Origin of the sequence: Oceanobacillus damuensis (genome assembly GCF_001618145.1) — a bacterium.
Taxonomy (GTDB): domain Bacteria; phylum Bacillota; class Bacilli; order Bacillales; family Amphibacillaceae; genus Oceanobacillus; species Oceanobacillus damuensis.
Genome location: NZ_KV392042.1, coordinates 283,796 through 309,527 on the forward strand (window position 1 = coordinate 283,796; position 25,732 = coordinate 309,527).

At 40.2% G+C, this 25,732-nt stretch carries 18 protein-coding genes and 1 tRNA gene; 13 read left to right on the forward strand and 6 right to left on the reverse strand.

Going from position 1 to position 25,732, the window contains the following annotated elements:
• Nucleotides 1–131: 131 nt before the first annotated feature.
• Nucleotides 132–1,007: a D-amino-acid transaminase gene (dat, locus tag A4245_RS01350; RefSeq protein ID WP_067724913.1), complete on the reverse strand. Its 876-nt coding sequence runs from the start codon at nt 1,005–1,007 to the stop codon at nt 132–134.
• Nucleotides 1,008–1,237: 230 nt separating this feature from the next.
• Here dat and A4245_RS01355 point away from each other — a divergent pair.
• From A4245_RS01355 to A4245_RS01390, 8 genes are all read left to right on the forward strand, one after another.
• Nucleotides 1,238–1,311: transfer RNA gene (locus tag A4245_RS01355), tRNA-Gly, on the forward strand.
• Nucleotides 1,312–1,668: 357 nt separating this feature from the next.
• Complete coding sequence (locus A4245_RS01360; protein ID WP_067724915.1) at nt 1,669–3,369, forward strand: ABC-ATPase domain-containing protein; 1,701 nt, start codon at nt 1,669–1,671, stop codon at nt 3,367–3,369.
• A 21-nt stretch (nt 3,370–3,390) separates the two neighbouring features.
• Nucleotides 3,391–4,536, forward strand: a complete 1,146-nt coding sequence (queG, locus tag A4245_RS01365) for a tRNA epoxyqueuosine(34) reductase QueG (protein WP_067724917.1) — start codon at nt 3,391–3,393, stop codon at nt 4,534–4,536.
• A gap of 67 nt (nt 4,537–4,603) precedes the next feature.
• Nucleotides 4,604–5,455, forward strand: coding sequence for an amidase domain-containing protein (locus tag A4245_RS01370; protein WP_067724919.1), 852 nt, complete (start codon nt 4,604–4,606; stop codon nt 5,453–5,455).
• Nucleotides 5,456–5,510: 55 nt separating this feature from the next.
• The gene (gene trmL, locus A4245_RS01375) at nt 5,511–5,984 is read left to right on the forward strand and encodes a tRNA (uridine(34)/cytosine(34)/5-carboxymethylaminomethyluridine(34)-2'-O)-methyltransferase TrmL (protein WP_067724921.1); all 474 of its coding nucleotides are present in this window, start codon (nt 5,511–5,513) and stop codon (nt 5,982–5,984) included.
• Between the two features lie 550 nt (nt 5,985–6,534).
• Nucleotides 6,535–9,402, forward strand: a complete 2,868-nt coding sequence (locus A4245_RS01380) for a 2-oxoglutarate dehydrogenase E1 component (RefSeq protein WP_084268621.1) — start codon at nt 6,535–6,537, stop codon at nt 9,400–9,402.
• On the forward strand, nt 9,389–10,654 hold the full coding sequence (gene odhB, locus A4245_RS01385) for a 2-oxoglutarate dehydrogenase complex dihydrolipoyllysine-residue succinyltransferase (protein ID WP_067724925.1): 1,266 nt from the start codon (nt 9,389–9,391) through the stop codon (nt 10,652–10,654). The genes A4245_RS01380 and odhB overlap by 14 nt, the downstream gene beginning before the upstream one ends.
• Nucleotides 10,655–11,104: 450 nt before the next feature.
• Complete coding sequence (locus A4245_RS01390) at nt 11,105–12,292, forward strand: NupC/NupG family nucleoside CNT transporter (RefSeq protein ID WP_067724927.1); 1,188 nt, start codon at nt 11,105–11,107, stop codon at nt 12,290–12,292.
• Nucleotides 12,293–12,341: 49 nt separating this feature from the next.
• Here A4245_RS01390 and A4245_RS01395 read toward each other — a convergent pair whose 3' ends face one another.
• A complete protein-coding gene (locus A4245_RS01395) occupies nt 12,342–13,688 on the reverse strand; it encodes an MATE family efflux transporter (RefSeq protein ID WP_067724928.1) in 1,347 nt (448 codons plus the stop codon).
• A gap of 115 nt (nt 13,689–13,803) precedes the next feature.
• Between A4245_RS01395 and A4245_RS01400 the strand changes: the two genes are divergently transcribed.
• Complete coding sequence (locus A4245_RS01400) at nt 13,804–14,874, forward strand: undecaprenyldiphospho-muramoylpentapeptide beta-N-acetylglucosaminyltransferase (protein WP_067724929.1); 1,071 nt, start codon at nt 13,804–13,806, stop codon at nt 14,872–14,874.
• A gap of 169 nt (nt 14,875–15,043) precedes the next feature.
• Here A4245_RS01400 and A4245_RS01405 read toward each other — a convergent pair whose 3' ends face one another.
• The 4 genes from A4245_RS01405 to A4245_RS01420 all read right to left on the reverse strand — a co-directional run bounded on the left by A4245_RS01405 (nt 15,044) and on the right by A4245_RS01420 (nt 19,477).
• Nucleotides 15,044–16,189 carry a Ger(x)C family spore germination protein gene (locus A4245_RS01405; RefSeq protein ID WP_067724930.1) on the reverse strand — a complete coding sequence of 382 codons (1,146 nt, stop codon included), beginning with the start codon at nt 16,187–16,189 and terminating at the stop codon, nt 15,044–15,046.
• 3 nt (nt 16,190–16,192) lie between these two features.
• A complete protein-coding gene (locus A4245_RS01410; RefSeq protein WP_067724932.1) occupies nt 16,193–17,299 on the reverse strand; it encodes a GerAB/ArcD/ProY family transporter in 1,107 nt (368 codons plus the stop codon).
• 9 nt (nt 17,300–17,308) lie between these two features.
• Nucleotides 17,309–18,808 carry a spore germination protein gene (locus tag A4245_RS01415; protein WP_067724934.1) on the reverse strand — a complete coding sequence of 500 codons (1,500 nt, stop codon included), beginning with the start codon at nt 18,806–18,808 and terminating at the stop codon, nt 17,309–17,311.
• Nucleotides 18,809–18,922: 114 nt separating this feature from the next.
• On the reverse strand, nt 18,923–19,477 hold the full coding sequence (locus A4245_RS01420; protein ID WP_067724936.1) for a beta-class carbonic anhydrase: 555 nt from the start codon (nt 19,475–19,477) through the stop codon (nt 18,923–18,925).
• A 181-nt stretch (nt 19,478–19,658) separates the two neighbouring features.
• Between A4245_RS01420 and A4245_RS01425 the strand changes: the two genes are divergently transcribed.
• From A4245_RS01425 to A4245_RS01445, 4 genes are all read left to right on the forward strand, one after another.
• Nucleotides 19,659–19,895 carry a hypothetical protein gene (locus tag A4245_RS01425; RefSeq protein WP_067724939.1) on the forward strand — a complete coding sequence of 79 codons (237 nt, stop codon included), beginning with the start codon at nt 19,659–19,661 and terminating at the stop codon, nt 19,893–19,895.
• 1,177 nt (nt 19,896–21,072) lie between these two features.
• On the forward strand, nt 21,073–22,821 hold the full coding sequence (locus A4245_RS01435) for an ABC transporter ATP-binding protein (protein WP_067724941.1): 1,749 nt from the start codon (nt 21,073–21,075) through the stop codon (nt 22,819–22,821).
• Nucleotides 22,821–24,851 carry an ABC transporter ATP-binding protein gene (locus A4245_RS01440; RefSeq protein ID WP_067724942.1) on the forward strand — a complete coding sequence of 677 codons (2,031 nt, stop codon included), beginning with the start codon at nt 22,821–22,823 and terminating at the stop codon, nt 24,849–24,851. Before A4245_RS01435 ends, A4245_RS01440 begins: the two co-directional genes overlap by 1 nt.
• Nucleotides 24,852–24,893: 42 nt before the next feature.
• Complete coding sequence (locus A4245_RS01445) at nt 24,894–25,712, forward strand: S1C family serine protease (RefSeq protein ID WP_067724943.1); 819 nt, start codon at nt 24,894–24,896, stop codon at nt 25,710–25,712.
• Nucleotides 25,713–25,732 lie beyond the last annotated feature (20 nt).

The following is a 25,732-nucleotide window of genomic DNA, read 5'->3' on the forward strand; positions in this document are numbered from 1 at the left end:
ACTTTTAGGTAGATTAATCATTAAACAGGACTAGTGTTCCTGTCCCTCTGGACCACCTAAAACGGCATATAAAAATGCCCCGCACTTATTATATGCCGGGGCATTCCATATGTTGTTTTAAGGTCACCGTCTTAGACAGTATGCTTAATTCTGTTCTCTGTAATACTGGCATCCACTTCATATGCCTGCTGTAACTGACGGGTAATTTTTCCGGGCTTGCCATCAGCTATTTCCAGATTATCAACTTTTACAATCGGAGTGATTTCAGATGTGCTGCTGGATAGAAATAGTTCATCTGCCAGGCTGATATCCTCTACAGAAAACCCTTCTTCGATCAATGGAATATTCAATTGCTTTGTAAACCTTTCGATAGCCATTCTGACGCAGCCATGCAAAATATTGTTGTTGGAAGGGTGGGTATAAATTTTTCCGTCCTTTACTAAATAGGCATTGGATGCACTGCATTCTGTGACAAGGCCATCTTTGTGAAGGATGGCTTCGTAACAGCCATTTTCTTTGGCTGTTTGCTTTGCAAGTACATTTGGTAAAAGATTCAAGCTTTTAATAAAGCAATTTTCCCAGCGGATATCCCGGTGGGTAATTGCCTTCACTCCGTTTTCCAGGCCTTCCATGTTACGCACCTGGTCTTGGACATAAGCATAAATGTTAGGCATTACCTCATCAGGGAAAACATGATCTCTTGGTGCTGATCCCCGTGTTACTTGCATATACACTTTACCATCAGTGGTCATATTATTTTTTTTAAGCAGTTCGAGGAGAAGATCGGTCACTTCTTTTTTATTAAAAGGAAGCTGTATTTTTATTGCTTCCGCAGATCGGAATAAACGATCGACATGCTCCTCCAGTAAATAATATGTGCCATGATAGATTCTAATAACTTCATATATTCCATCACCGAACTGAAGACCACGTTCTTCAAATGGATATTTCAAATTATCTTGATGAGTAAATTTGGATTGTGTCAAGATTATTGGATAAATAGACATACATCTAACCCCTCCCATAAGAAACATAGTACTAGTTTAAACGGTCTTTTGCGTATTGTAAATAATTAATTGTTCTGACATTTAAATGATTAACATTCATCCCTTTGAAATAAGGATTTGTAATGCCGATTTAAATTTTTTGTAAAAAAATGATGAAATTATTGTTGATTTGTTAAACTAATGTTGCTATAATAGATTTTGCAATCAAAAAAACACATTAATTAAAACATGCGGGTGTAGTTTAGTGGTAAAACCTCAGCCTTCCAAGCTGATGATGAGGGTTCGATTCCCTTCACCCGCTCCATACATATGTGATAACGCAGTGTTTCGTAAAATAGATTACGAAGCGTTGCGTTTTTATTTGAGGATAGAAAAGTATAAAATTTTGGCAGCAATTAATTCTTACACATAAACGGCCACGTCCAGCTCCAGCGCCCAGGGACTACCGAGACTTCCTTCGCCTCCGTACGATAAGTCAACATCGACTCTCTTCGTTCGTCGTGTTTCCTTTATCTCCTACGCCTCAGTCCAGTCCGTACGTCCCTAAACGGGCGCTTGCGCTTTTGTTCATTTCTCCATAAACTCAAGTAAACTTGAATATTGGTTTTCCTGCATAGTATAGTACGTATTAGCAAATACAATAAAAATTTGAGGGATCATAATGAAGAATCTTTTTCGGAAATTAACTCAACTGGATAATAAAAGCTATAAAGCATATAAAAGTATACAAGGTAATTATAAATTTGATGACTACGAGTTATATATAGACTATGTGCAAGGTGACCCTTTTGCGACTCCTTCCAAAATCCGTGTTGTAGTATCAAACCAACAACGGCCGATAAATAAAGAGTGGCTCCTAACGCCGAGCAGAAAAGTCGCTGCTGAGGATGCTTTTGCAAGGGCAGTTGGCGATGCTGTAGAAGGGGAACGTTTTTCGGTTAAAGGTTCTGGAAAAAGTGGAATGGTAATCTTTGACCGTCCGGGGCAGGAGATACTGGAACGCACAGCGTTGCAGATTACCCCGGAAACGATTACCATATGCCTTTCCGTTGGATTGCCTGCAAATGGGCGGCACATTAATGGGAGAGAAGCAGAAAAATTATTTGCGAATATCATTCCTTCCATTGTAAATAACTCCATATTTAGGATCAGTGATAAAACCATTATGGAAGCAATTGAATTGGCGGATCAGCAGGAAGCGATCCGTAACGCAATGCATACTAATAATTGGATTGCATTTATTGCAAATGGATCGATTCTGCCAAGGGAAAGTGGCATCAGCAATCGGCCGCTGAAGAAGGCTGTCCCATTCCAAAGTCCTGTAGAGGATGAAGTTTCCATTACCATTCCTTATAGGAAGGAACCTTTAAGAGGGATGGCAATCAAAAAAGGAATTACGTTAATTGTCGGTGGAGGATATCATGGAAAAAGTACCATTTTAAAGGCGATAGAACGGGGTGTATACTTCCATGTTAGAGGAGACGGGCGTGAATTTGTCATTAGTGATCCGAACGCAGTGAAAGTTCGGGCCGAAGACGGTAGACAAATTACTTCCGTAAATATTTCACCGTTTATCAACAACTTGCCGCATCAGCAGACTACTGCATCTTTTTCGACTGAAAATGCAAGCGGAAGTACTTCCCAGGCTGCAAATGTAATGGAGGCGCTGGAAATTGGAGCCTCAACACTACTCATTGATGAAGATACAAGTGCAACGAATTTCATGATTCGTGACCATCGTATGCAGGAGCTTGTAGAAAACGACAAAGAGCCAATAACACCCTTTATAGACCGGGTTAGGCAGCTTGCAGATCAGTTGGACGTTTCTGCGATTCTTGTAATGGGAGGTTCTGGGGATTATTTTTCTGTAGCAGATAATGTTATAATGATGGATCAATATGTACCCCAAAACGTAACAAATAAGGCAAGAAAGATTATACATGACTTCCCAATGCAACGGGAGGAAGCAGGTATGGCTGACTTTGGAAGGATTACAAATCGTTATTTTCTGCAGCGTTCCTTACAGTTGGAAAAAGGGAATCGTATAAAAATCCAGGCTAAAGGATTGCATCAGATAATTATGGGAAGAACAGATATTACCTTCCATTATACGGAGCAATTGGTTGATTCATCACAGACCCGAATGATAGCCGAAGTGATTCACTATCTGGATCGAACGAATGGTTTAAAAAATAAATCATTACGTGAGGTACTTGATGCAGTGGAAAAACAAATGGATCAATCCGGACTGGCATCATTAACAACCTATAAAAATCAGCATCCGGGAGATCTTGCTCGTCCGCGTAAGCAAGAAATCGCTGCAGTTCTCAATCGAATTCGAACAGCAAAAGTAACCATATAAGCAGAAAGGAGGGACAGTGCCATGCAAACGGAAAAATTGAAACAGGAAGTCATTCAGTATGCCAAGGAAATTGGCATCGATAAAATTGGCTTCGCGTCAGCCGATATCTTTGGGGAATTAAAGGAACGTTTGCGGAGACAGCAAGCATTGAATTATCAATCCGGATTTGAAAAAGGCTCATTGGAAGAGCGAACGGAACCACAGCGTCTTCTGCCTGAAGCTCAATCGATTATTTCCATTGCAGTCGCCTATCCTTCCCGGATGAAAGGAGCCCCTAAAAGCATAAAAGAGGAGCGGCGCGGCTTGTTTGCTCGTGCTTCGTGGGGGATCGATTATCATGTTGTATTGCGGGATCGTTTGGAAAAATTGTCAGCCTTCATAGAGGATAAGTTCCCGGATACCGTCAATAAAGTGATGGTGGACACGGGAGAACTTTCCGACCGTGCTGTAGCTGAAAGGGCTGGCATTGGCTTCAGTGGGAAAAATACTTCCATCATTACACCAGAGTTTGGATCGTTTGTTTATCTTGGAGAAATGATCACCAATATCCCTTTTATTCCTGATGAACCACTGGAAGACAGCTGTGGGGATTGCAGAAAATGTATGGATGCCTGCCCAACGGGAGCATTAGTTGAAGGTGGACAATTAAATGCACAGCGTTGTATTGCCTTTCTTACCCAAACGAAGGATTTTCTTCCTGACGAGTTTCGAACAAAGATCGGCAATCGTGTTTATGGCTGTGATACTTGTCAGCAGGTCTGTCCTAGAAACAAAGGGGTCGATTTTCATATTCATCAAGAGTTTGAACCTGATCCAGAAGTATCGAAACCGAAATTGAAGCCGATGCTGCAAATATCAAACAGAGAATTCAAAGAAAAATTTGGAGATATTTCCGGATCATGGCGTGGGAAAAAACCGCTTCAACGAAACGCGCTGATTGCACTGGGCCATTATAAAGACAAAACAGCCGTCAAGGATATGATTCATGTGATGGAGAATGATCCACGGCCGGTTATCCGCGGGACTGCTGCATGGTCACTTGGTAAAATCGGTACAAAAGAAGCTTTTTCTGCCATCCAGGCTGCTATAGAAAAAGAAACCGATGAGCAGGTTCTATATGAAATGAAAAAAGGTCTGGAATTTCAGAACACTCAAGCAGTACATTAAAAATTGTTCTTTTTAAAAATCGTGAAACAAGCATCCCCTCCATATACTTTTTATGGAGGGGATTTTTATGGAAAAAATAAAGAAGCTATGGCTGGATTTTTTTCATACGGAAAGAGAACAGGGAAATTGGTGGACGAGAAAAGAGAATTTGTGGTCAGAAAGAAATGCTGAGATTATACGTGTTCAAGGGAATGGAAGCATTTTTCAGAAACTGAGGTATGATGGTGAGACACATTATCGGTACTTCATGCATCTGAAGTATGTAATACGGCAAAATAAAAAGATCCATATTGAAGAACAGGTTTTACCATATCAATTTCGATTGGCGGATGGTATCCTTACAAATCATGCACCGATAGAAAAGAGGATTCAGGAAAACAAAAAAGAAGCCCCTGCTGCCGAGGATGACAATCGTAAACAAGCAAATGAGCGGTTTTCCTATGACCGGCTGTCTGCTGTCCAATATGCAGAGAGATGGTGGAACAACTATAATCCAGCTTACCGGATGTTTGACGTAGACTGTACGAATTATGTATCGCAATGCCTCCGTGCTGGTGGGGCACCAATGTGGGGATCGCCTGTCAGGGAGAGGGGCTGGTGGTATGGTTCCAATACGTGGAGTTTCAGCTGGGCGGTTGCACATTCGCTCAGATGGTATCTTAGCGGGGCAACGCAAGGGTTGAGAGGGAAAGAAGTCGAACGTGCCGACCAACTTATTCCGGGAGATATTATCTGTTATGATTTTCAGGGAGATGGAAGGTGGGACCATAATACAATTGTTGTGGCGAAAGATGCAGAAGGGATGCCATTAGTGAACGCGCATACCGACAATAGCAGAAACAGGTATTGGTCCTACGAGGATTCTACTGCATGGACACCGGATATTAACTATAAATTTTTTCGAATCGGGGATGATTAATGGTATACTGATAGGGTTATCGAAATTGGTTACTATTTATTAAGGAGAATGAATTTTGAGTTTACATGTCGTATTATATCAACCAGAGATCCCGGCTAATACTGGAAATATTGGCAGAACGTGCCTGGCAACAGATACTGCCCTTCACCTCATACGTCCACTCGGCTTTTCAACGGAAGATAAAATGCTTCGCAGAGCTGGTCTGGATTACTGGAAGCATGTTGATGTACATGAGTATGATTCCATTGATGAGCTTTACGAAAAGTTTCCAAAAGGCGACTTCTATTATATTGAAAACTTTGGAACAAAGCATTATTCCGATTTTGATTACAATAAGCCTGAAGAAGATATATTTTTTGTGTTTGGAAGAGAATCAACAGGCATTCCTAAAGAACTTCTGATTGGTAAGGAAGCTCAATGTCTGCGAATTCATATGAATGACAAAGTCCGATCCTTGAATTTATCGAATACAGCAGCAATCATTATTTACGAAGCACTGAGACAGCAAGGTTATCCCAACTTAGTATAGGCGGAATAAAACTGGAGCTGGACGTGGCCGTTTATTTGTAAGATTTAATTGCCAAAGTTCATACTTTCATACTTGCCAAAAAAACCGTCAGGCATCTGTATGCTTGACGGTTTTTTTGGAAACTACCACAACTGTCGCTGCTTTTATGTGTTACTGATCCTGCTTTGGTACTCCTGGTTTAGCTTCATAGCCTGAAGTGAACATGGATATCAAAAATGTTACAATTACGCCCATTAGTAATGCTAATTTCATAAAAACACCCTCCTCGATCCCTTATAGAGATAAAGCATTTTTCCGTTTAGTTATGCCCTTATTATAACGAATAAAACCAATTATGTGAACTGTGATGAGATAGTTGATCAAAAATATTGTCGAAATAACTGGGTCTTTATTAGAAATTTAGCTAAAATTGTACAAATATCTGAACATATATTATTGTCAGGTCGCGGAAAATAAGGTATATTAGTTGATGAATGATGAAGGCAGTCTTATAATGAATTTGAACCGTTTACATAGCGGAAAAAGTTAACTTCTAATGGGGGTATCAAACGTGGCAGAAAATGGAGAATCTGTAGAAAGATTCTGGGGGCAGTTTCATGGACCAAACACGGGATATTTAGAACAACAGTATGAATTATACAAAGAGGATCCTGAAGCGATTGAATCTTCTATTAAAGAGATTTTCGATACTTATGGTGCACCTGCATGGATGGAACAAAAGAATAATGCAGGACAAGCACCATCACAATCGACAACTGAATACGATGTTAAGAAACTAACCTCAGCCATGAAACTTGTTGAGGCTATTCGGCGTTATGGCCATACAGAGGCGGATATTTACCCCGTCGGCGGCTATAAAGGCAGCAAAACTGAAATATTAAATCCAAAAACGTATGATTTAAGTGAAGAAGACTTAAAATCCATTCCGGCATCCTGGCTCTGGGACAAAGCTGCAGGTGATGTAGAAAACGGCTTGGATGTCATCAAAAGATTGAAAAAGTACTACACGGGAACCATTACATTTGAGTACGACCATGTAAATAACCATGAGGAACGCAGATGGCTATTTGATTTGATAGAAGAGGGGAAAGCAAGGCTTGAATTATCGGACGAAAAGCGGAAAGAAATTCTTAAGCGGCTTGTAGATGTGGAAGGGTTTGAAGCTTTTCTGCAAAAAACGTTTGTCGGACAGAAGCGTTTTTCCATTGAAGGCCTGGAAGCAATGGTACCGATGATCGATCGGATTGTGCATTATGCCACCGAAGATAAGATTGAAAATGTCATGATGGGCATGGCCCACCGTGGGCGATTAGCTGTGCTTGCGAATGTGCTGGGGAAACCATATGACAAGATTTTTTCTGAATTTAATTATTCCAAAGAAAAGGAACTTATGCCCTCCGAAGGTTCTATCGGGATTAATTACGGCTGGACAGGCGATGTCAAATATCACTTTGGAGCCAAAAAAGAAGTTAATAACGGTGAAGAGGTTATGACTCGAATCACCTTGGCACATAATCCATCCCACTTGGAATTTGTAAATCCGGTTGTGGAGGGATTTGCACGTGCTGCACAGGATGATCGTTCAGATAAAGGATATCCGCAACGCGATATAAATAAAGCAATTCCTGTTCTGATTCATGGTGATGCGGCATTCATTGGTGAAGGTGTAGTTGCAGAAACATTGAATCTCAGCGGTCTTCCTGGTTATAACACAGGCGGTACATTACATATTATCGCCAACAATTTATTGGGTTACACAACAGATCGCGAAGATGGCCGTTCCACCCGTTATGCAAGTGACCTTGCAAAAGGGTTCGAAATACCTGTTATCCGTGTGAATGCGGATGATCCGATTTCATGTGTTTCAGCTATAAAAATAGCATATGAATACCGTAAGAAGTTCAAGAAGGATTTTCTGATAGATTTAGTTGGCTATCGTCGTTACGGACACAATGAAATGGATGAGCCAAGAACTACTCAGCCGGCACTATACAATGAAATCGACAACCACCCTTCTGTGGCAAGTATTTTTGCGGAAGCCCTTGAAAGTAAAAATATTATTAAAGGGGAAGACTTCGATAAGATAAAAGAAGATGTCGAGGGTAAATTAAGTGCTATTTATGAAAATATGATAGAAAACGAAATTGGTCATCCGGAAGCAAAGCTTATGCCTGAAGTGCTGTTAAACGGGTTGGACAAATTCGAAACAGCGGTTGATCTGGAAACATTAAAAGCCTTAAATAAAGAATTGTTGAAACGTCCAGAAGGCTTTAAAGGATTTAAAAAGACTGAAAAAGTGTTGAATCGTCGTGCAAAAGCTTTGGAAGAGGGAAATAAAGCGGACTGGGGTACCGGAGAAGCTTTGGCATATGCGTCTATTCTTCGTGATGGCATTCCAATTCGTTTGACGGGTCAGGATACGGAAAGAGGTACCTTTGCCCACAGGCATATTGTATTGCATGATACGGAAACAAATGAAAAATACAGCCCAATGCATGGCCTCTCGGATGCAAAGGCATCGTTTGATGTCAGAAACAGCCCATTATCCGAAGCGGGGGTGCTTGGATTCGAATATGGTTATAGTGTTCAATCACCGGATACTTTGGTAATTTGGGAAGCGCAATTTGGGGATTTCGCCAACGCGGGCCAAGTGATATTCGATCAGTTCATCTCTTCTTCAAGAGCAAAATGGGGAGAAAAGTCGAATATGGTTATGCTATTGCCGCATGGTTACGAAGGACAAGGTCCGGAGCATTCCAGCGCCCGGCTGGAAAGATTTCTGCAAATGGCAGCAGAAAACAACTGGATCGTGGCAAATGTGACATCATCTGCACAGCTTTTCCATTTGCTTCGCAGACAAGCCGCAATGCGTGGGCGAGACGAGGCGAGACCATTAATATTAATGACACCGAAAAGCAGTTTGATTCGTCATCAAAGTATGGCATCATCTGCAGAGGAATTTTCTGAAGGTAAGTTTCAGCCATTGCGTAATCAGCCTAACCTGGAAGTAAGCAGACAAAGTGCAAAACGACTCCTGATAGGCAGCGGGAAGATAATGATCGATATCGAAGAAGCCATTGACAATGCGGATGAGAATTTTGAGTGGTTACGTGTCTTGCGATTGGAGCAAATTTATCCATTTCCTGCAAAGGCGTTAAAAAAAGAATTGGAGCAACTGCCTAATGTAGAGGAAATTGTCTGGGTTCAAGAGGAACCAAAAAATATGGGGGCATGGAATTTCGTTGATGATTACTTGAGAGATTTGTTGCAGGAAGGTCAAAAGCTGCGTGTAATCAGTCGACCGAATCGTTCTGCACCAGCCGGAGGAATACCAAGTGTCCATAAAACAGCTCAGACTAAAATCATAAATCAAGCACTAACTACAACTGAAGGAGGAAATTCCAGTGCAAGAAGTTAAAATTCCTGAATTAGCAGAATCGATCACAGAAGGTACCATCGCCGAGTGGCTTGTCCAAAAAGGTGACAAGGTTGAAAAAGGGGATCCAATTGTGGAATTGGAAACGGACAAAGTAAATGTCGAAGTGAACGCTGAGGTGTCCGGTGTAATCACGGAAATTCTCAGTGCAGAAGGCGATGATGTTGCAGTGGGTGACACAATCGCAAAAGTAGATGAAAATGGAGAAGCAGGCGGCGGGGCAGCCCCAGCCGAAGCACCGAAAGAGGAAAAACAGGAAGCGCCTGCACCAAAAGAGGAAAAGGAAGAGGCACCAAAGGCGGAAGCAAAAGAAGAACCTGCACAAGGCAATGGTGAAGTCATCGCATCACCAGCCGCCAGAAAACGTGCCCGCGAATTAAATATTGATTTAAGTAAAGTAGCTGCACGCGACCCGCTTGGCCGTGTTCGTCCAGAAGATGTGGATGCGGCAGCAAGTGCTAAAAATGAGCCGAAACAGGCATCCAAACCGGCAAAACAGGAAGCACCTAAATCGGAAAAAACGGAATTTGACAAACCGGTCGAGCGGGTGAAAATGACCCGTCGTCGTCAAACCATTGCGAAAAACCTTGTGAATGTACAGCATGAAACAGCGATGCTCACTACATTTAATGAAGTTGATATGACGGCTGTCATGAAGCTACGCAGTGAACGCAAAGAGAAATTCCTGCAAAAGAATAATGTGAAACTTGGATTCATGTCCTTCTTTACAAAAGCAGTAGTTGGAGCATTGAAGGAATTCCCATTACTGAATGCGGAAATTCAGGGCAATGAGCTTGTCATTAAAAAATTCTATGACATTGGTATTGCCGTTTCCACAGATGATGGATTAGTAGTTCCGGTTGTCCGTGATGCAGACCGTAAAGACTTTGCAGGCATCGAACAATCCATTGTTGACCTTGGTACAAAAGCACGTGATAACAAATTGGCATTAAGTGACTTACAAGGCGGATCGTTCACCATTACAAACGGCGGTACATTCGGTTCAATGATGTCTACACCAATTCTGAATTCACCACAGGTTGGTATCCTTGGAATGCATAATATTGTCAAGCGTGCAATGGTTATGCCGGATGATTCCATTGAAGTCCGTCCAATGATGTACCTGGCACTTTCTTATGATCATCGTATTGTCGATGGTAAAGAAGCCGTACAGTTCCTTGTACGTATTAAAGAAATGCTGGAAGATCCATACGATCTGTTATTGGAAGGTTAATAAATATAATAGCAAAAGCCCATTGCTGTCAGACACAGAACAGCGATGGGCTTTTGTGTGAATTTCAACAAATATTGCTATATAAAAGAGGGAGTATAATAAGCTAGTATTCGTTCCCAAATTGAGATGTCCTTTTGAATATTTTATTATTATAGTATATTTTTGCTATTACTCACCAAATGCAATTTCATAGCTTCTCATTTAATCATTGCAAAATTATTACGAAACGAATATTATAGTAAACGTTGGTTAACTTATAGGGAATGCATATTCATGAAAGTGGCAGCTTATTTTTCGATTTTTCCAATATAATCGATGTACATATAGTCAACTAGTTTTTGTTACGTTTTGATTGAACGGAAAGAAGCAAAGAAAAGTACTTATCATGTTAACAAACACAAAATTAGGGAAAAGCTAAAACAAGAGCGCGAATTAAAGGAGGCATTACCGTTGGATATTCTTCTTGGTATTTTAGCAATTATTATTACATTGGGACTCGCCTATCTAATGTCCAATGATAAGAAGAACATTAATTACAAAGGAATTGGAATCATGCTCGTGTTCCAGCTGTTGATCACTTGGTTCATGTTTTCCACACAGTTGGGAAGGATAATAATCAATGGAATATCGGCAGGATTCAATAAATTAATCGAGTTCGGTACGGAAGGTATTATGTTTGTATTGGGTGGTTTTGTAGTTGAAGAAGGAGGCGTATTCTTCTTTAATGTGCTGCTGTTGATTATCTTCTTTGCAACGATTCTCTCCGTGCTCACTTACTTGAAAATTCTTCCGACAATCATAAAGTATGTTGGTGGATTTATATCAAAAATAACGGGTCTTCCAAAAATCGAATCTTTTAATGGAGTCAACAGTATCTTTTTTGGTCAGTCAGAAGCTTTAATAGCAATACGTTCCCAGTTCCATCACCTAACTGCCAATCGTCTGTATATTGTAAGTGCGTCTGCGATGAGTTCTGTTTCAGCTTCAATTGTCGGTGCATATATCTTAATGCTGCCGGCTGAATATATCTTAGTGGCTCTTCCTTTAAATATGTTCAGTGCTTTAATGGTGGCTTCCATTATCGCTCCAGTCAATGTACGCAAGGAAGAAGATTATGTCGATATATCGAATGTTACCGAGGATCGAAGTTTTTTTGAAGCGATGGGAAATGGTGCGCTGGAAGGCGGTAAAATTGCCTTGATCGTTGCTGCTATGCTTATTGCCTTTATTGCATCCTTAGAGCTCGTAAACTGGATTATCCAATCTATTTTTGCAGGTGTGACATTGCAGCAAATTTTAGGGTACATCCTTGCTCCGATTGGAATACTAATGGGAATCCCTGCAAATGAAGTAATAGACGCGGGTGCCATTATGGGTACGAAAATTATTACGAATGAGTTTGTAGCCATGCTTGATTTTCAGCCAATGATTGAATCAATGTCTGAGAAAACAGTTGGGATTGTTTCGGTGTTCTTGACAAGCTTTGCCAATTTCTCTTCCATCGGTATTATTGCTGGTACTGTAAAAGGTATTGATAATAAAAAGTCAGCAATCGTGTCACAGTTTGGGATGAAATTGCTGGCGGGTGCCATCCTTACATCCATCTTATCCGCAACTGTCGCTGGATTATTTTTATAAATTATATGAAAAAGCTCATCAGTTAAATGTGACTGATGAGCTTTTGTTTCTATTGGGAAAATTTCCTCTGAATATAGATCAACCTCCATAAAAGGGCTGCTGCTCCAAAACTTAGACCGACAATAATACCTACCCAGTATCCAAATGGCTCCAATGGCGTATAATTAGCCAGCACCCACCCTGTAGGAAGGCCTATAGCCCAATAAGAAATCAATGCAATGACCAATGTTATGTTTACGTCTTTATAACCGCGAAGCGCTCCTTGGATTGGGGCTCCGAAAGCATCAGCCAATTGGTAGAAAATCGCAAAATAGATAAACTGCCTTGTCAGTTCGATTACTTCCGGGTTCGAATTGTAAAGAGTTGCAACAGGTCCATTAAGGATATAGAGGATACATGATGCGAAAATCGCAATAAATATACCACCGCTCATACCAATATATCCATATGTTCGTGCATCTTTATATCGCTGTGCTCCAACTTCAAAACCGATTGTGATTGTTAACGCCATTCCTACACTTAATGGAATCATGTACAAAAGCCCGGCAAAGTTCAAGGCTGCTTGGTGTGCGGCAATCGTATAGGTGCTGTAGATACTCATTAATAATGTCACTGCTGAAAAGATGCTTGTTTCAAAAAAAATAGCAGCGCCTATGGGAAGGCCGATTTTCAATTGGTAAGACCAAGGTTTCAGAGCAGGCTTAAACCACTTTGCAAACACGTTGAACTTACTGAAGGGATGGACTCTAATCAGCACAAGTAAGGAAATTCCGCTTACAAGCCAATAAGTCAGTGATGTGGCAATACCGGCTCCTATACCTCCAAAGGCTGGAAGACCAAGCTTGCCAAATATAAATATATAATTAAAAAAGATGTTAAGTGGTAAGGATATTAATATGATAATCATGGAAGCCCGCGTTTGACCAAGCCCGTCCATAAAACAGCGGATCGTATTAAAAATAAACAATGGTATTATTCCAGCTCCAATAGCAATAAGGTAGTGCTTGGCGATATTGCGTACATCTGTCTCTAAATCCATTAACGAAAGTACAGGATCTAGTACAAATCCTCCAAAGCCAATAATGATGATGGATAAGATAATTGCCAAATAGATTCCCTGCTGTACAATATTAGGGACATCCTCATTTCTTTTGGAACCAATCACCTGGGCAATTATCGGTGTTATTGCCAACACAATTCCATTAATGCCGGTAGAAACAGGAACCCACAGACTTGATCCGATAGCGACACCTGCCAGATCTTCCGCACCGGCTCTTCCTGACATAACCGTATCGAAGAAGGTCATCAGATTAAGACTGATTTGTGTAATCAGTATCGGCAGCAAGATGATGCTGAATAACTTTATTTTTTCTTTAATTGTAGATGTTTGATACATGAAAACTCTTCCTTTTTATTATATTTTCTAATAGGATAGAGAGTGTAATCCCAATGAAGCATAATGTATATTATACTTGTTAATTATGATTTGTGGAAGAAAGGAAGTACTTTGCATGAAAAAGAAACGAATTCTCTTCACTGGCGGTGGAACAGCAGGCCATGTGATTGTCAATTTAGCTCTCATCCCTTTTTATCAGGATGAGGGATGGGAAATCGACTATATAGGTTCCTATAATGGGATAGAAAGAAAGCTGATCGGACAGATGGAGGGTGTTACCTATCATCCGATATCAACGGGAAAGCTGCGCCGCTATATGTCTAAAGAAAACTTCAAGGACCCTTTTAAAGTTCTGAAAGGTATGTTGCAGGCTTATCGAATCATCGGAAAACGAAAGCCAGCGGTTATATTCTCAAAGGGTGGCTTCGTATCCGTGCCTGTAGTTGCAGCCGCAAAATTAAGGGGTGTTCCTTCGGTCATACATGAATCTGACTATACTCCAGGACTTGCAAACAAGCTATCTATACCTTTTACCAGAAAGGTATTGGCAACATTTCCGGAAACAATGCAATATCTTCCCGAAAAGAAGGCGGAATATGTAGGAGCGGTTATTCGGGATGAACTTTTTAAAGGAAGCAAGAAGAACGGATTGAAGTTTGCCGGCTTAAGTGGAGAATTGCCCGTGTTATTGATTATGGGAGGCAGTGGTGGTTCCCATAAAATAAATGAGACGGTAAGAAACAGTTTGCCTGATCTTTTGACAAGCTTTCAAATCATTCACATTTGTGGACAGGACAAAATCGATAACTCCATCGATAAACCGGGATATGTCCAATTTGAATACATTCAGGATGAATTAAAGGATGTTTTTGCAGCAAGTGATTATGTGTTATCCCGGGCGGGTTCGAATGCTATTTTTGAATTTTTGGCTTTGCAGATACCAATGCTTTTGATTCCTTTATCGAAAGGGGCAAGCAGAGGGGACCAAATCATTAATGCAAAGTCATTTCAGGAAAAACGCTATGCGAGAGTTCTGGAAGAAGAAAATCTTTCGGAGCAATCGTTAAAAGACGAGCTGATCCAATTGAAAGAGTTTGCGCCTATAATGATGGATACGATGAAAGAATATAAAAGTGAGCAATCCCGTGATCAGGTCATTGAGATTATTAATAGTGTCAGCAAATAACAGTAGTAATGGAGACTGTTAAAAATAGAGAATTCCCTCATTTAATTCAGGGAATTCTCTATTATTCTTATTTAAATTTGTGTGTGAATGACCACCATTGCTGGTTACCGGAAAATGAACAAGAAAGCCAGAAATCGCTGAAAAATCAGCGATAAATGAATTGAATGCTTTATTGAATGGTTCCGTAATGGTTTATATCCATCTTTACATGAAAATCTACGGTCACGCCGGGAAACTTCTCCCGCCATTCCTCGGTTGTCAATTCACTGTCTCTTTTTTGGGCACGATAGAGAGTACCAAGACCAAAAGCATCGGAATTGAATTCCTGGAGTTTCGTGAGCAGATTATCATATAGAGTCTCTATTGCTTTTTCGGATTCCTTTTCAAGTAAATCAACAATAGCTTCTTTATCCACATTTATTGTCTCGGATATTTCATAAAGGTCGGCCTCCAGACTAATGTCCGTTTTAAATGCTAACTTCTCATCATCAACCAATTCTGTATTACTCTTGCCGTGTTCCACAATCAGACGAATGTGCATCTCTTCTTCATCATTTGCTTCGTAACCTTCAGCGATGTGTTCCAAAAAGGGTTTCAACGGTAACGTTAAGTCCAAGGGAGCAGACTTTGTCTTCTTCTCAAACAGATTGATCAAATAAGCCTCCTTCAGGGAAACCTTACCGATATATTTGTCATCTTGAAAAACAGCCAGCCCTGTCATGCCAGGTGAGTCGTTTTCATCCAAGTCCAGAACGGGCAAGACAGGGTCCTGGCCAATTGCTGTCATTTTTCGGTTGAAGTCATATAGTGTAGCCATTGGAATACTGTCCTCTTCTACTTCCTTTTCCAAAAGCTGATGCAAATACTGGCCGACGTTCGGGGCCAATTGGGTTTGCCCTTTCGTAAGTACCTCGCTTGCAGGACGATCACTGACTGCAAAAAACATGATGTCGGAAACGCGTGCATCACGTACAAGTGTACTTAAGAATTGGGATATCCCATCCTGAGCAGCTTCCTTTCCATATAATTCAAGACGGATCTGCCCAGGTGTCAGTTCATACCTTGTCTGATAACCAGCATCTCCAAGAGCTTCCTTGATTGTATTTCCTTTTCCTGTAATTTGTGTTGTGATTTCATCTGTCTGGGCATCGAACTGGAAGGTAATAAGGGTTGATTCGATGTTGTACCTTTCATCTTCGGATATATCCACGCCTCTTGTATGAATAATACTTAGGCTTTCGATAGGTCTTTGCTGTACACAGGCGGAAAGTAAGATGAAAGGCAAAATGATCAGCAATACTTTTTTATTTTGCACGATTTACACCTTCCTTGCTTTTTTCCATTTTTTCTTTATTAATACAAATGGTAGCAGTAGAATCGGATACACAAATATCAGCCAGAATCCATTATCTGATACAATAGTGATTACTTTTTGAATATGATAATGCTTTTCTATAGTTGCACAGCCTATTAGTAAAAATATTGACGCGGTGTACAACGTAACCTTTTGAGGAACCTTATACATCCGTTTCATACTGTAAGTTAAGGCCCACATCAGCAATACCATATTTGGCAGGCTTACCATCATCCACTCTGCGACGACGATATAGTCAAATCGCTCGATAAATGTAAATGTCTGTATTTTAAATAATGCAAGTACAGACCATTCTCTCCTCAACAATTGTTCCGGACTGAAGAAACCAATCGTTATGACTGTCGTAAGCAGGATGATTGCCCCTGTCCATAAAGCTGCAATGGTAATCGGTAATTTGGTTTTTTCTTTATTTACAATAAAAGGGTAAATTAAAAACAGGATTTCAATCCCCATAAATGTATAGGATGAAGCTTTTGCCCCTGAAAGCAGCTCGGTAACCGAAGCCTGTAAAGGAGGCGAGAAATGATCGAAGTTTATAGCGGTAGCTGGTTCGATCAGCAATAACAGTAACCAATGTGTAAGGAGGAAAAACAGAAAGCAAACCCCGACGATTACCCGCAAGCCACCAAGAACGGTATATATAATAAGGATTGTCAGCACAACGCCCATCAAGAGAGAGCTGACTTCAGGAAAGATGAAAATTTTCACTACCTCTATATAAGTTAAAACGACTGACAGTAATGCACCTGCAAAATAGGCGATATAGGCAAGTCCGAGTAATTTCCCGATCCACTTTCCGAAGATATCCACCTGAATGCCCAGTATATCTGCATTTTCATATTGTTTTAGAATGTAAAGCATCACAAATAGAACAATAAGGGAAAATATAATTGCGAGAATGATGGAGATCCAGGAATCCTGTTTCGCTTCCAAAAAAATATATCTTGGTGCACCCATCATTCCGACTCCCAATTGGATGGAAGTGATGATGAAGAACAAGTAAAACGCTTCAATACTTAGACTGGGCTTTAGTTTTACATTTACATCCATATAAATCCCCTACTCATCGATATCTTTTTTCTTTGAAGCGTATTTCCCGAACCTGATTAAATCCTTAGGCATGAAGGATGCAAATCGCTTGCCTTGAAAAGCTTGTGGCAGGCGGAATAATACCTTGTTAATGTCCTGCATTCGAAACGGATAGATAGGTGACAAATATGGACGCCCCAACGTAGTCACTCTCAATAAATGAATCAATAGAAAACATAAACCGAACATCATTCCGATCAAGCCTAACATTCCTGCCAGTAAAATCATTGGGAAGCGAAGCAGACGTATCGTCGTTCCCATCAGGTAACTGGGGACAGTGAAGGAAGCTAAAGCACTTATCGTAACGAAAATGATCAGAATATTACTGGTAATGCCTGCCTGAACTGCTGCTGTCCCGACGACTACCCCACCTACAATGCCGATTGTCTGACCTACTTTGGTTGGCAGTCTGGCGCCTGCTTCCCGTAAGAGTTCAATCATCAGCTCAAGAAATATCGCCTCAAATATTGGTGGGAAAGGGACGGATGCTCTTGATTGTCCAAGGGATACAAGCAGTTGGGTTGGAATGATTTCGAAATGGTAGGTAACTGCTGCTACATAAAAGGGAGTAAGTGTCAATGAGATGAACATTGCTATAAAACGCAAAATTCTTAAAAACGACCCCGTATTCCAGCGCATATATAAATCTTCGGTAGATTCAAAGAAGCTGAAGAAAGTGGACGGCGCAATGATAGCGGTTGGGCTGTTTTCCATTAACACGCCGATCCGCCCTTGTGAAATTGCGTAGGATGTCCGGTCAGGCAGCTCTGTTGCATAAAACTGGGGGAAAATTGTCATGGAAGAGTCCTCTATATATTGTATTAATACGTTGATGTCTTCCAGCTCATCTACTTCCAGGTCCTGCAGCCGCTGTCTCATCGTGTTGACATCCGTCTCATTGGCAATGGACTTTACATAGATTAATCGAACTTCCCTGGAGAACCTTTTGCCAACCATTATTTTTTCCAGCACAAGATCTGTAGAATGTATTCGCCATCGCATGATGTTTAGATTAGTAGTCAATGATTCCGTAAAGGCAACCTGAGGACCAATCACTACTGTTTCTGTTTCAGCTTTCGAAAGGTCTCTTTTTTCAATTGTTTGCATGGAATAGGAAACAATTTCATCTTCATCTTCTACATAGACAAAAACACAGCCCTTGATTAAATCCTCAAGGATATTCTCCATCCTATCCGATTTTTTACCTGAGCTTAATGGCATCTTATTAAGAATGGATTCCGTGTTCCAAGAGGTTTTATTTTCCAATAATTGCTTCAATAGTAAATTATCAACCTTATCGGGGGTTACCTGATATGGTATATAAAATACTGCTATATTTTTATTTTGATGATGAAACACTGTAAAACTTAAGTCATCATTATTTTCAAATTTACTAATCATCAACTTTTCGAGCTGATCTATTTTAATTGGAAAGATATTTGATGAGTTGCGTTTATGTCCTTTTCTCATATAACCCTCCGAAAGTACGATTATTTCTCTGTTAGTATGCCTAATACTAGGGGGTTTATGAATGACTAAATATAAAAAACTACCACTTGAATTTAATTAGTGGTAGTTCTGATTTTACTGTTCTCTTGTCACGACATCTACTTTACCTGTTCCCGGATCAATGACGAGTCCATGAACTTTAATTTCTTTCGGTAACAGCGGATGGTTTCTAATAATATTGACACTTTGCATCACTGATTCTTCCACAGTAGTAAAACCATGGAATTCTTCATCCAGATTAATGCCTCCATGTGTCAGATTGTTTATTGCAGCTTCAGAAATTCCCCGTTCAACCATCGTGTTTTTCAGTGCTTCCGTATCCACATTGGACATCCCGCAACCATGGTGACCAATGACAACTACTTCATCTGCTTTTAACTTGAAAATTGCAACGAGGATACTCTTCATGATACTGTCAAAAGGCTTCCGGATAATTGCCCCGGCATTTTTGACCATTTTCACATCACCATTTTGTATGTTCAATGCTCTATTCAGCAGTTCGACTAATCTCGAGTCCATGCATGTAAATACGACCATTTTCTTGTTCGGAAATGTATCGGTTTCATAGTCCTCGTATTGCTTTTCTGCTACAAATTGTTTATTATGCGCCAGCATTTCATCTAAATGCATATGATCAACTCCTTTATTCTTTACAAAAACTATAGCATTTTTTTTAGAAATAATAAATTATATTGAAGGTATATCAGTAGCTGTGACTAAAGCATTATTTTTCGAAAAATTCGAAACCTCTCATTGTTATGCGAAAAATTTTGATGTATTATGTAATTACAAACAATTAAGGGGTGAGGAAATGGGTGAATTCACTCGAAACTGTCGAGTGTGTAAAGAGCCGATGAAGAGCAGTCCATTCATTATGTGTTCAGCATGTTTAAAAGATAGTGAACAAATTCTTAATTATATCAGGAAACACCCCCTATCGTCTCTCGAAGATATTTCTCAATCGACCAATGTTTGTATCAGTAAAATAGAAATGATGGTCAGTATAGGTTTCAACCGGAAAGATGAATATGAACCGGAGATGAATTAAGTACTCGCCTCACAATTTTGCACAGAGAATTACTCAACCCTTTGAGCCGTTCTCTTTTTTCTTGCCTTCAATAACCTCTAATTTCTTTTCGCATCGGAAATAAAGCTGTTTGAATGTGATTTTCTTTTCAGAACATCACAATTTTTATTTTTGCCAAAATTGATAAACACCGTCATAGGATAATAAGCTACAATTCCTAATATGTTAGATGAGGATATATCCGATATAAAGGAATATACCAGCTAGACAACAGGTTTAATTGACTTTGAGCGATCCCGCATACATTACAACGTTCAAATGAAATAAAAAAAAGTATTGACTAAAAAATTTCTAAATACTATAATAATTGGGAATTGAAAAAAATCGGAAGGAGGTCATTGAAATGGAAAACGTAATCATTAATACCCAGCAAAACGATATATTATATTCTGTGACCTTCACTATGGATGAATTTGTTTTTTAATACTTAAAAAACGAATTGATCGTTTAAAGGGTCACATATGTCTGTGACCTTTTGTGATATGAGGGGAAATTCTGCCCTGTAATGCATGCGTCATAGACGTATGCATTTTTTTGTGCTGGCAAAAAGTATCTTGTGAATTGAGGATGTTTTCGTATGGTCTGTGGTCCTTTAGTCTTCGCATTGATATAAAATGCGAAGTAAATTAAGTTTATTCTTGGAGATAAGTGCTCTTGCCTCCGTCCGGGATCGCTCTGGGCGGATGCGCATCCTTAGGGCACGGGCTCAGCCCCGAAGAGAAAACCACTCTTCTGGTCTTCGGACACGTGCTTTTCCCGCAGGACAAGGAAGTCTTCGTCAGCTTTCACATCGCACGACGAAAATTGGTTTTTATTTTCGAGGAGTCACCGCCCGCCGCTCACCCGGACTGGTGAAGCTGTATAATTATATTTAATTACGGATGCAGTTTATTAGCAGCAATCTCAACCAGCTCGGGGAAATACACGGAGACTCCTACGGGAAAAGAGGCATAGGTGAGACACTGAAATGCGAAGCATGAAGGGGCTCACCAGCCGCCCGTGGAAAGCGCAGTGTATTTCCCCGAGCGGTAGCCGAAGACAATTATCCGACTTTGCATACTTCGTAGTTTACAGATTTTGTCTCAATAACAACAATTTAAAAAAGCCTAAACTATATAGAGATTAGAAGGTGAGAGGGATGTTTCAGGTTTTTAAAAAGCTTGATTGGTTTTTTAAGTATTATTGGAAAAGGTATCTGTTTGCGATAATTTCATTAATTCTTGCAAGTGCGATAGGGCTTATTCCACCAAAACTCGTCGGTTTGACAATCGATCATATACAGTTCGATTCTTTGACGGTGCAAATTTTGACAATGCTTATAATTGGTTATCTTGTACTTACAATTGTACATTATGCGATTTCGTTTCTTTGGGATTACACACTGTTTGGGGGAGCGGTCATTCTTGAAAAATGGATGCGGAGTCGTTTGATTTCACACTTTCTAAAAATGACTCCCACATTTTATGGGAAATATCGCACGGGGGACTTAATGGCCCAATCAACAAATGACTTGAAAGCTATAACTCAGACTGCTGGGTTTGGTGTTCTTACCCTTGTGGATTCCAGTATTTTCATGCTGATGATTGTATTGGTAATAGGAATCACGATCAGTTGGGAACTAACTCTTGCAGCGTTAATTCCATTGCCAATCATGGCTATTGTAATGAATAAATACGGCTCTGCAATTCATTCCAGGTTTACAGAGGCCCAGGCAGCATTTGGAAATATGAATAATGAAGTACTGGAATCAATCAGAGGGGTACGGGTAATCCGAGCCTTTGTACAGGAAAGACAGGATGCAGACAGATTTCAGGCGATGACTGAAAATGTATACAAGAAAAATATCCAAGTTGCCAAAATTGATGCATTATTTGAACCGACGATGAAAATACTTGTCGGAACCTCCTATACGATTGGATTGGGGTATGGTGCCTTTTTAGTTTTTGAAAGTGCGATGACACTTGGTGATCTTGTCACATTCAATTTTTATCTTGGTATGCTCATATGGCCGATGTTTGCTGTTGGAGAACTGATTAATATAATGCAACGTGGTAATGCATCCTTGGACCGGGTGAATAAGACATTATCCTATGAAGCGGATGTAAAATCCCCTGCAGACCCAAAGAAGGTTCCAACTGTCGATTCCATTCAATTTGAAAATGTGTCTTTCTCTTATCCTACTGTTGAAAGGAAGCAGTTGGAAAATATATCGCTAAATGTTAGAAAGGGCCAAACTATTGGTATTGTCGGGAAGACCGGTGCAGGTAAAACGACGCTTTTTAAATTGCTGCTCAGACAATTTCCAGGAGTGGATGGCACTATTAAAATCAGTGATACAAATTTAAATGATATCAGCTTGGAACAGGTGAGAAACTGGATTGGATATGTGCCGCAGGATCAAATGATGTTTTCGAAAACAATCCGAGAAAACATTCAATTTGGAAAGGCGGATGCAACCGATGAAGAAATATTCCGGGTAATGGACCTAGCGTATTTCCTTGATGATATGAAACAGCTGCCAAATGGATTGGATACACAAGTTGGCGAAAGTGGTATTACATTGTCTGGTGGCCAAAAACAGCGTGTAGCATTAGCTAGAGCTTTTATCAAAGACCCGGAAATACTAATTCTGGATGATTCAATGTCAGCTGTAGATGGGAAGACAGAGGCGAAAATTATTGAGCATCTTAGGAGAGAGAGGCAAAATAAAACGACCTTTATTGCAGCACATCGTATGTCCGCAGTTACCCACGCAGATCTTATCATAGTGATCGAGGATGGGAAGATTGCAGAAGAAGGGACACATGAACAATTAATGAAGCTGAATGGCTGGTATAAAGAACAGTATCAGCAACAGCAATTGGAAGATGGGGAGGTGTCGGTATAATGAAACCATCAACTGAAAAGAGGTTATTCCAGTACGCCTTGCAATATAAGAAAGGAATTTTAATCGGTTTATTTTGTTTAATGATAGCAGTTGCACTTGAATTGGCTGGTCCATTAATTGCAAAAACTGTTATTGATGATCACATTCTTGGAGTGGAAGGCTACTGGAATGAGGTCGCTGACAATGATGATAATCAGACAGTTGCTTACAATAATCGCTATTACAAACGGGCTGACCGACTTACTGGTTCAGATGAGGTAATCAGTGAGGAGGTTACATTGCTTCAAATAGGCACAACCTATTATTTTATTGATGAGGTTGTTCCTCTTGAAGGTGAAAGAGCATCTGGTGAGAATGGAATAATGGTTACAACACCTGCAGAAACCTATCAATATAATGCAGACAGGTTATCGTTAACAGAGGTATACCCTTTCTTTAAACCAGAACAGGGGCCTATTATTATGTTATTGGTATTATATATGGTTCTTCTGCTTATAGCGGGTGCCTTTCAATTTTTTAAAACATTTCTCCTCCAGAAGTCAGCCAACCAGATTGTTAAGAAAATGCGGAACGATTTATTTGCCCATACCCAGCGGATTCCGATTACTTATTTTGTAGATCAGCCAGCAGGTACAATTGTAGCAAGAATTACGAATGATACAGAAGCAATTCGGGATTTGTATGAGCGGGTATTATCGATAATCGTGACAGGTGTCGTCTATATGGGCGGAATATTCGTCGCTTTGTTCATATTGGACGCACAGCTTGCCGCATTGTGTTTGTTGCTGATTCCGTTGTTATTTGTCTGGGTAAAGGCATATAAGTATTTTGGGACAAAGTACAATAAAGTGATCCGTGCCACAATCAGTCAAATAAACGGGAATATAAATGAATCCATCCAGGGAATGCCGGTCATACAGGCGTTCAATCGTGAAAAGAAAACCAAAGAAGAGTTTGAAGTGTTAAATAACCGTACTTACACGTATCAGAAAAAGCTCATCAAGTTAAGTGCGTTGACATCATACAATCTTGTGACAGTCATCAGAAATCTAACATTTGTCGGTTTTATTTGGTATTTCGGTTCTTCTTCGTTCGGGCTGACCAGTGTCATATCCATTGGTATGCTGTATGCGTTTGTAGATTATATTACAAGACTTTTTGAACCTGTAACAGACATAGTGAACCAGCTTCCATTACTTGAGCAGGCCAGAGTGGCAGGTGGTCGAGTGTTCGAATTGCTCGATCGCGATGGGGAAGATGTCAATAATGAAAACATAGCAAAGTATCATGGGAAAATTAAATTTGAGCATGTCTCATTCGCTTATAATAAGGACGATTATGTTCTAAAGGATATTTCCTTTCAGATTCAGGAAGGCCAGACTGCGGCATTCGTCGGTCATACAGGTTCTGGGAAAAGTTCTATCATGAATTTGCTGTTCCGATTCTATGACGCTCAAAAAGGCAGTATATTGATTGATGGTCACAATACGAAGGACTGGTCCAGACAACAGGTTCGAAGCCATATGGGAATTGTTTTGCAGGATCCGTTTTTGTTCTCGGGGACAATTGTTTCCAATGTGACAATGAATGATGAGCGAATAACAAGAGAGGCTGCAATAAACGCCTTGATAGCTGTAGGGGCAAACAGGTTCATTGAAAAGCTGCCAAAAGCCTATGATGAAGTCGTAACTGAAGGCGGAACGACATTTTCACTAGGTGAGCGACAACTGATTTCATTCGCACGTGCGCTGGCTTTTGACCCGGCAATTTTGATCCTTGATGAAGCAACCGCCAATATCGATACCGAAACGGAAAATATCATACAGGAAGCATTGGAAGTACTCAAAGAAGGAAGAACAACATTGGTTATCGCCCATCGCCTGTCAACAATCCAACAGGCCGATATTATTTTCGTACTTGACCATGGCACTATCAAAGAACACGGAAATCATGATAAACTAATTAAAGAGAAAGGTTTATATTACCAGATGTATCAAATGCAGCAAGGCAAGGTGGAGGCTGTTGTATAATTTTTACCACTGTAAATCATTAATCGGTGTATGAGGTGACATATGGATCCCAAAGAGAACAAACCAAAGGATATTATAGATGAAGATTTATATGAAGAATTTGATGATGAGGAACTATATGAACTGGTTCAGGAAGAACGCAGAAAAGCATTAGAGCGTGCTGAGTCCGATGAAGCGTCCAAACCAAAACGTCCATTCCCAAAATGGGCGTTTTGGTTAATCGCTTTTGCATTGGCTTTTAATGTATTTGCTATTATACCGCAGACATTTTCCATACCGGCGATTGATTTTCTCATCACCTCTGCAAAATTATCTGCTGATGATGACATTAAAAGCTACAAAAAAGCTGTTGTCGTGGTAGAAACAGATAACAGTAAAGGAACCGGTTTTTCTATTTCAGAAAATGGGACCATTTTAACGAATCATCACGTGATTGAAGGGGAAGAGAGTGTGACAGTTGCTTTTCCTGAAGAAGGACTTTTTACAGCAGAGGTCGCTGAAATCTACCCTGAAATTGATTTGGCAGTGCTTCAAGTAGATGAAGAGAACCTGCCTTATTTAAACTTAGCCGAGCAAACGGTTTTCTCGGCAAACGAGACGGTATGGTTTATAGGTAATCCACTGCGATTCAATGGTATTGCAAATGAAGGGAATATTATCGGTTACACGGAATTGCGCAGCTGGAATGAAGAGGTACTGATGATAGAAGCACCCGTATATAGAGGAAACAGTGGCAGTCCGATCATTAATCAAAATGGAGAAGTCATTGGAGTTATTTTTGCGACAATGGATCATGATGATTTAGGGAAAGTTGGGTTATTTGTACCAATTGATTATTTTTATGAACATGCAGCAAAATAGAAGATGACAGGTTTAGCGCC

Excerpts from the sequence above, each read along its gene's own strand:
- A4245_RS01400 (WP_067724929.1), top strand. The coding sequence starts at position 13,804 with ATGAAAAAGAAACGAATTCTCTTCACTGGCGGTGGAACAGCAGGCCAT.
- A4245_RS01440 (WP_067724942.1), top strand. The coding sequence starts at position 22,821 with ATGAAACCATCAACTGAAAAGAGGTTATTCCAGTACGCCTTGCAATAT.
- A4245_RS01360 (WP_067724915.1), top strand. The coding sequence starts at position 1,669 with ATGAAGAATCTTTTTCGGAAATTAACTCAACTGGATAATAAAAGCTAT.
- dat (WP_067724913.1), bottom strand. The coding sequence starts at position 1,007 with ATGTCTATTTATCCAATAATCTTGACACAATCCAAATTTACTCATCAA.
- A4245_RS01410 (WP_067724932.1), bottom strand. The coding sequence starts at position 17,299 with ATGGATGTAAATGTAAAACTAAAGCCCAGTCTAAGTATTGAAGCGTTT.
- A4245_RS01395 (WP_067724928.1), bottom strand. The coding sequence starts at position 13,688 with ATGTATCAAACATCTACAATTAAAGAAAAAATAAAGTTATTCAGCATC.
- A4245_RS01435 (WP_067724941.1), top strand. The coding sequence starts at position 21,073 with ATGTTTCAGGTTTTTAAAAAGCTTGATTGGTTTTTTAAGTATTATTGG.
- queG (WP_067724917.1), top strand. The coding sequence starts at position 3,391 with ATGCAAACGGAAAAATTGAAACAGGAAGTCATTCAGTATGCCAAGGAA.
- A4245_RS01420 (WP_067724936.1), bottom strand. The coding sequence starts at position 19,477 with ATGCATTTAGATGAAATGCTGGCGCATAATAAACAATTTGTAGCAGAA.
- A4245_RS01370 (WP_067724919.1), top strand. The coding sequence starts at position 4,604 with ATGGAAAAAATAAAGAAGCTATGGCTGGATTTTTTTCATACGGAAAGA.
- A4245_RS01445 (WP_067724943.1), top strand. The coding sequence starts at position 24,894 with ATGGATCCCAAAGAGAACAAACCAAAGGATATTATAGATGAAGATTTA.
- A4245_RS01425 (WP_067724939.1), top strand. The coding sequence starts at position 19,659 with ATGGGTGAATTCACTCGAAACTGTCGAGTGTGTAAAGAGCCGATGAAG.
- A4245_RS01415 (WP_067724934.1), bottom strand. The coding sequence starts at position 18,808 with ATGAGAAAAGGACATAAACGCAACTCATCAAATATCTTTCCAATTAAA.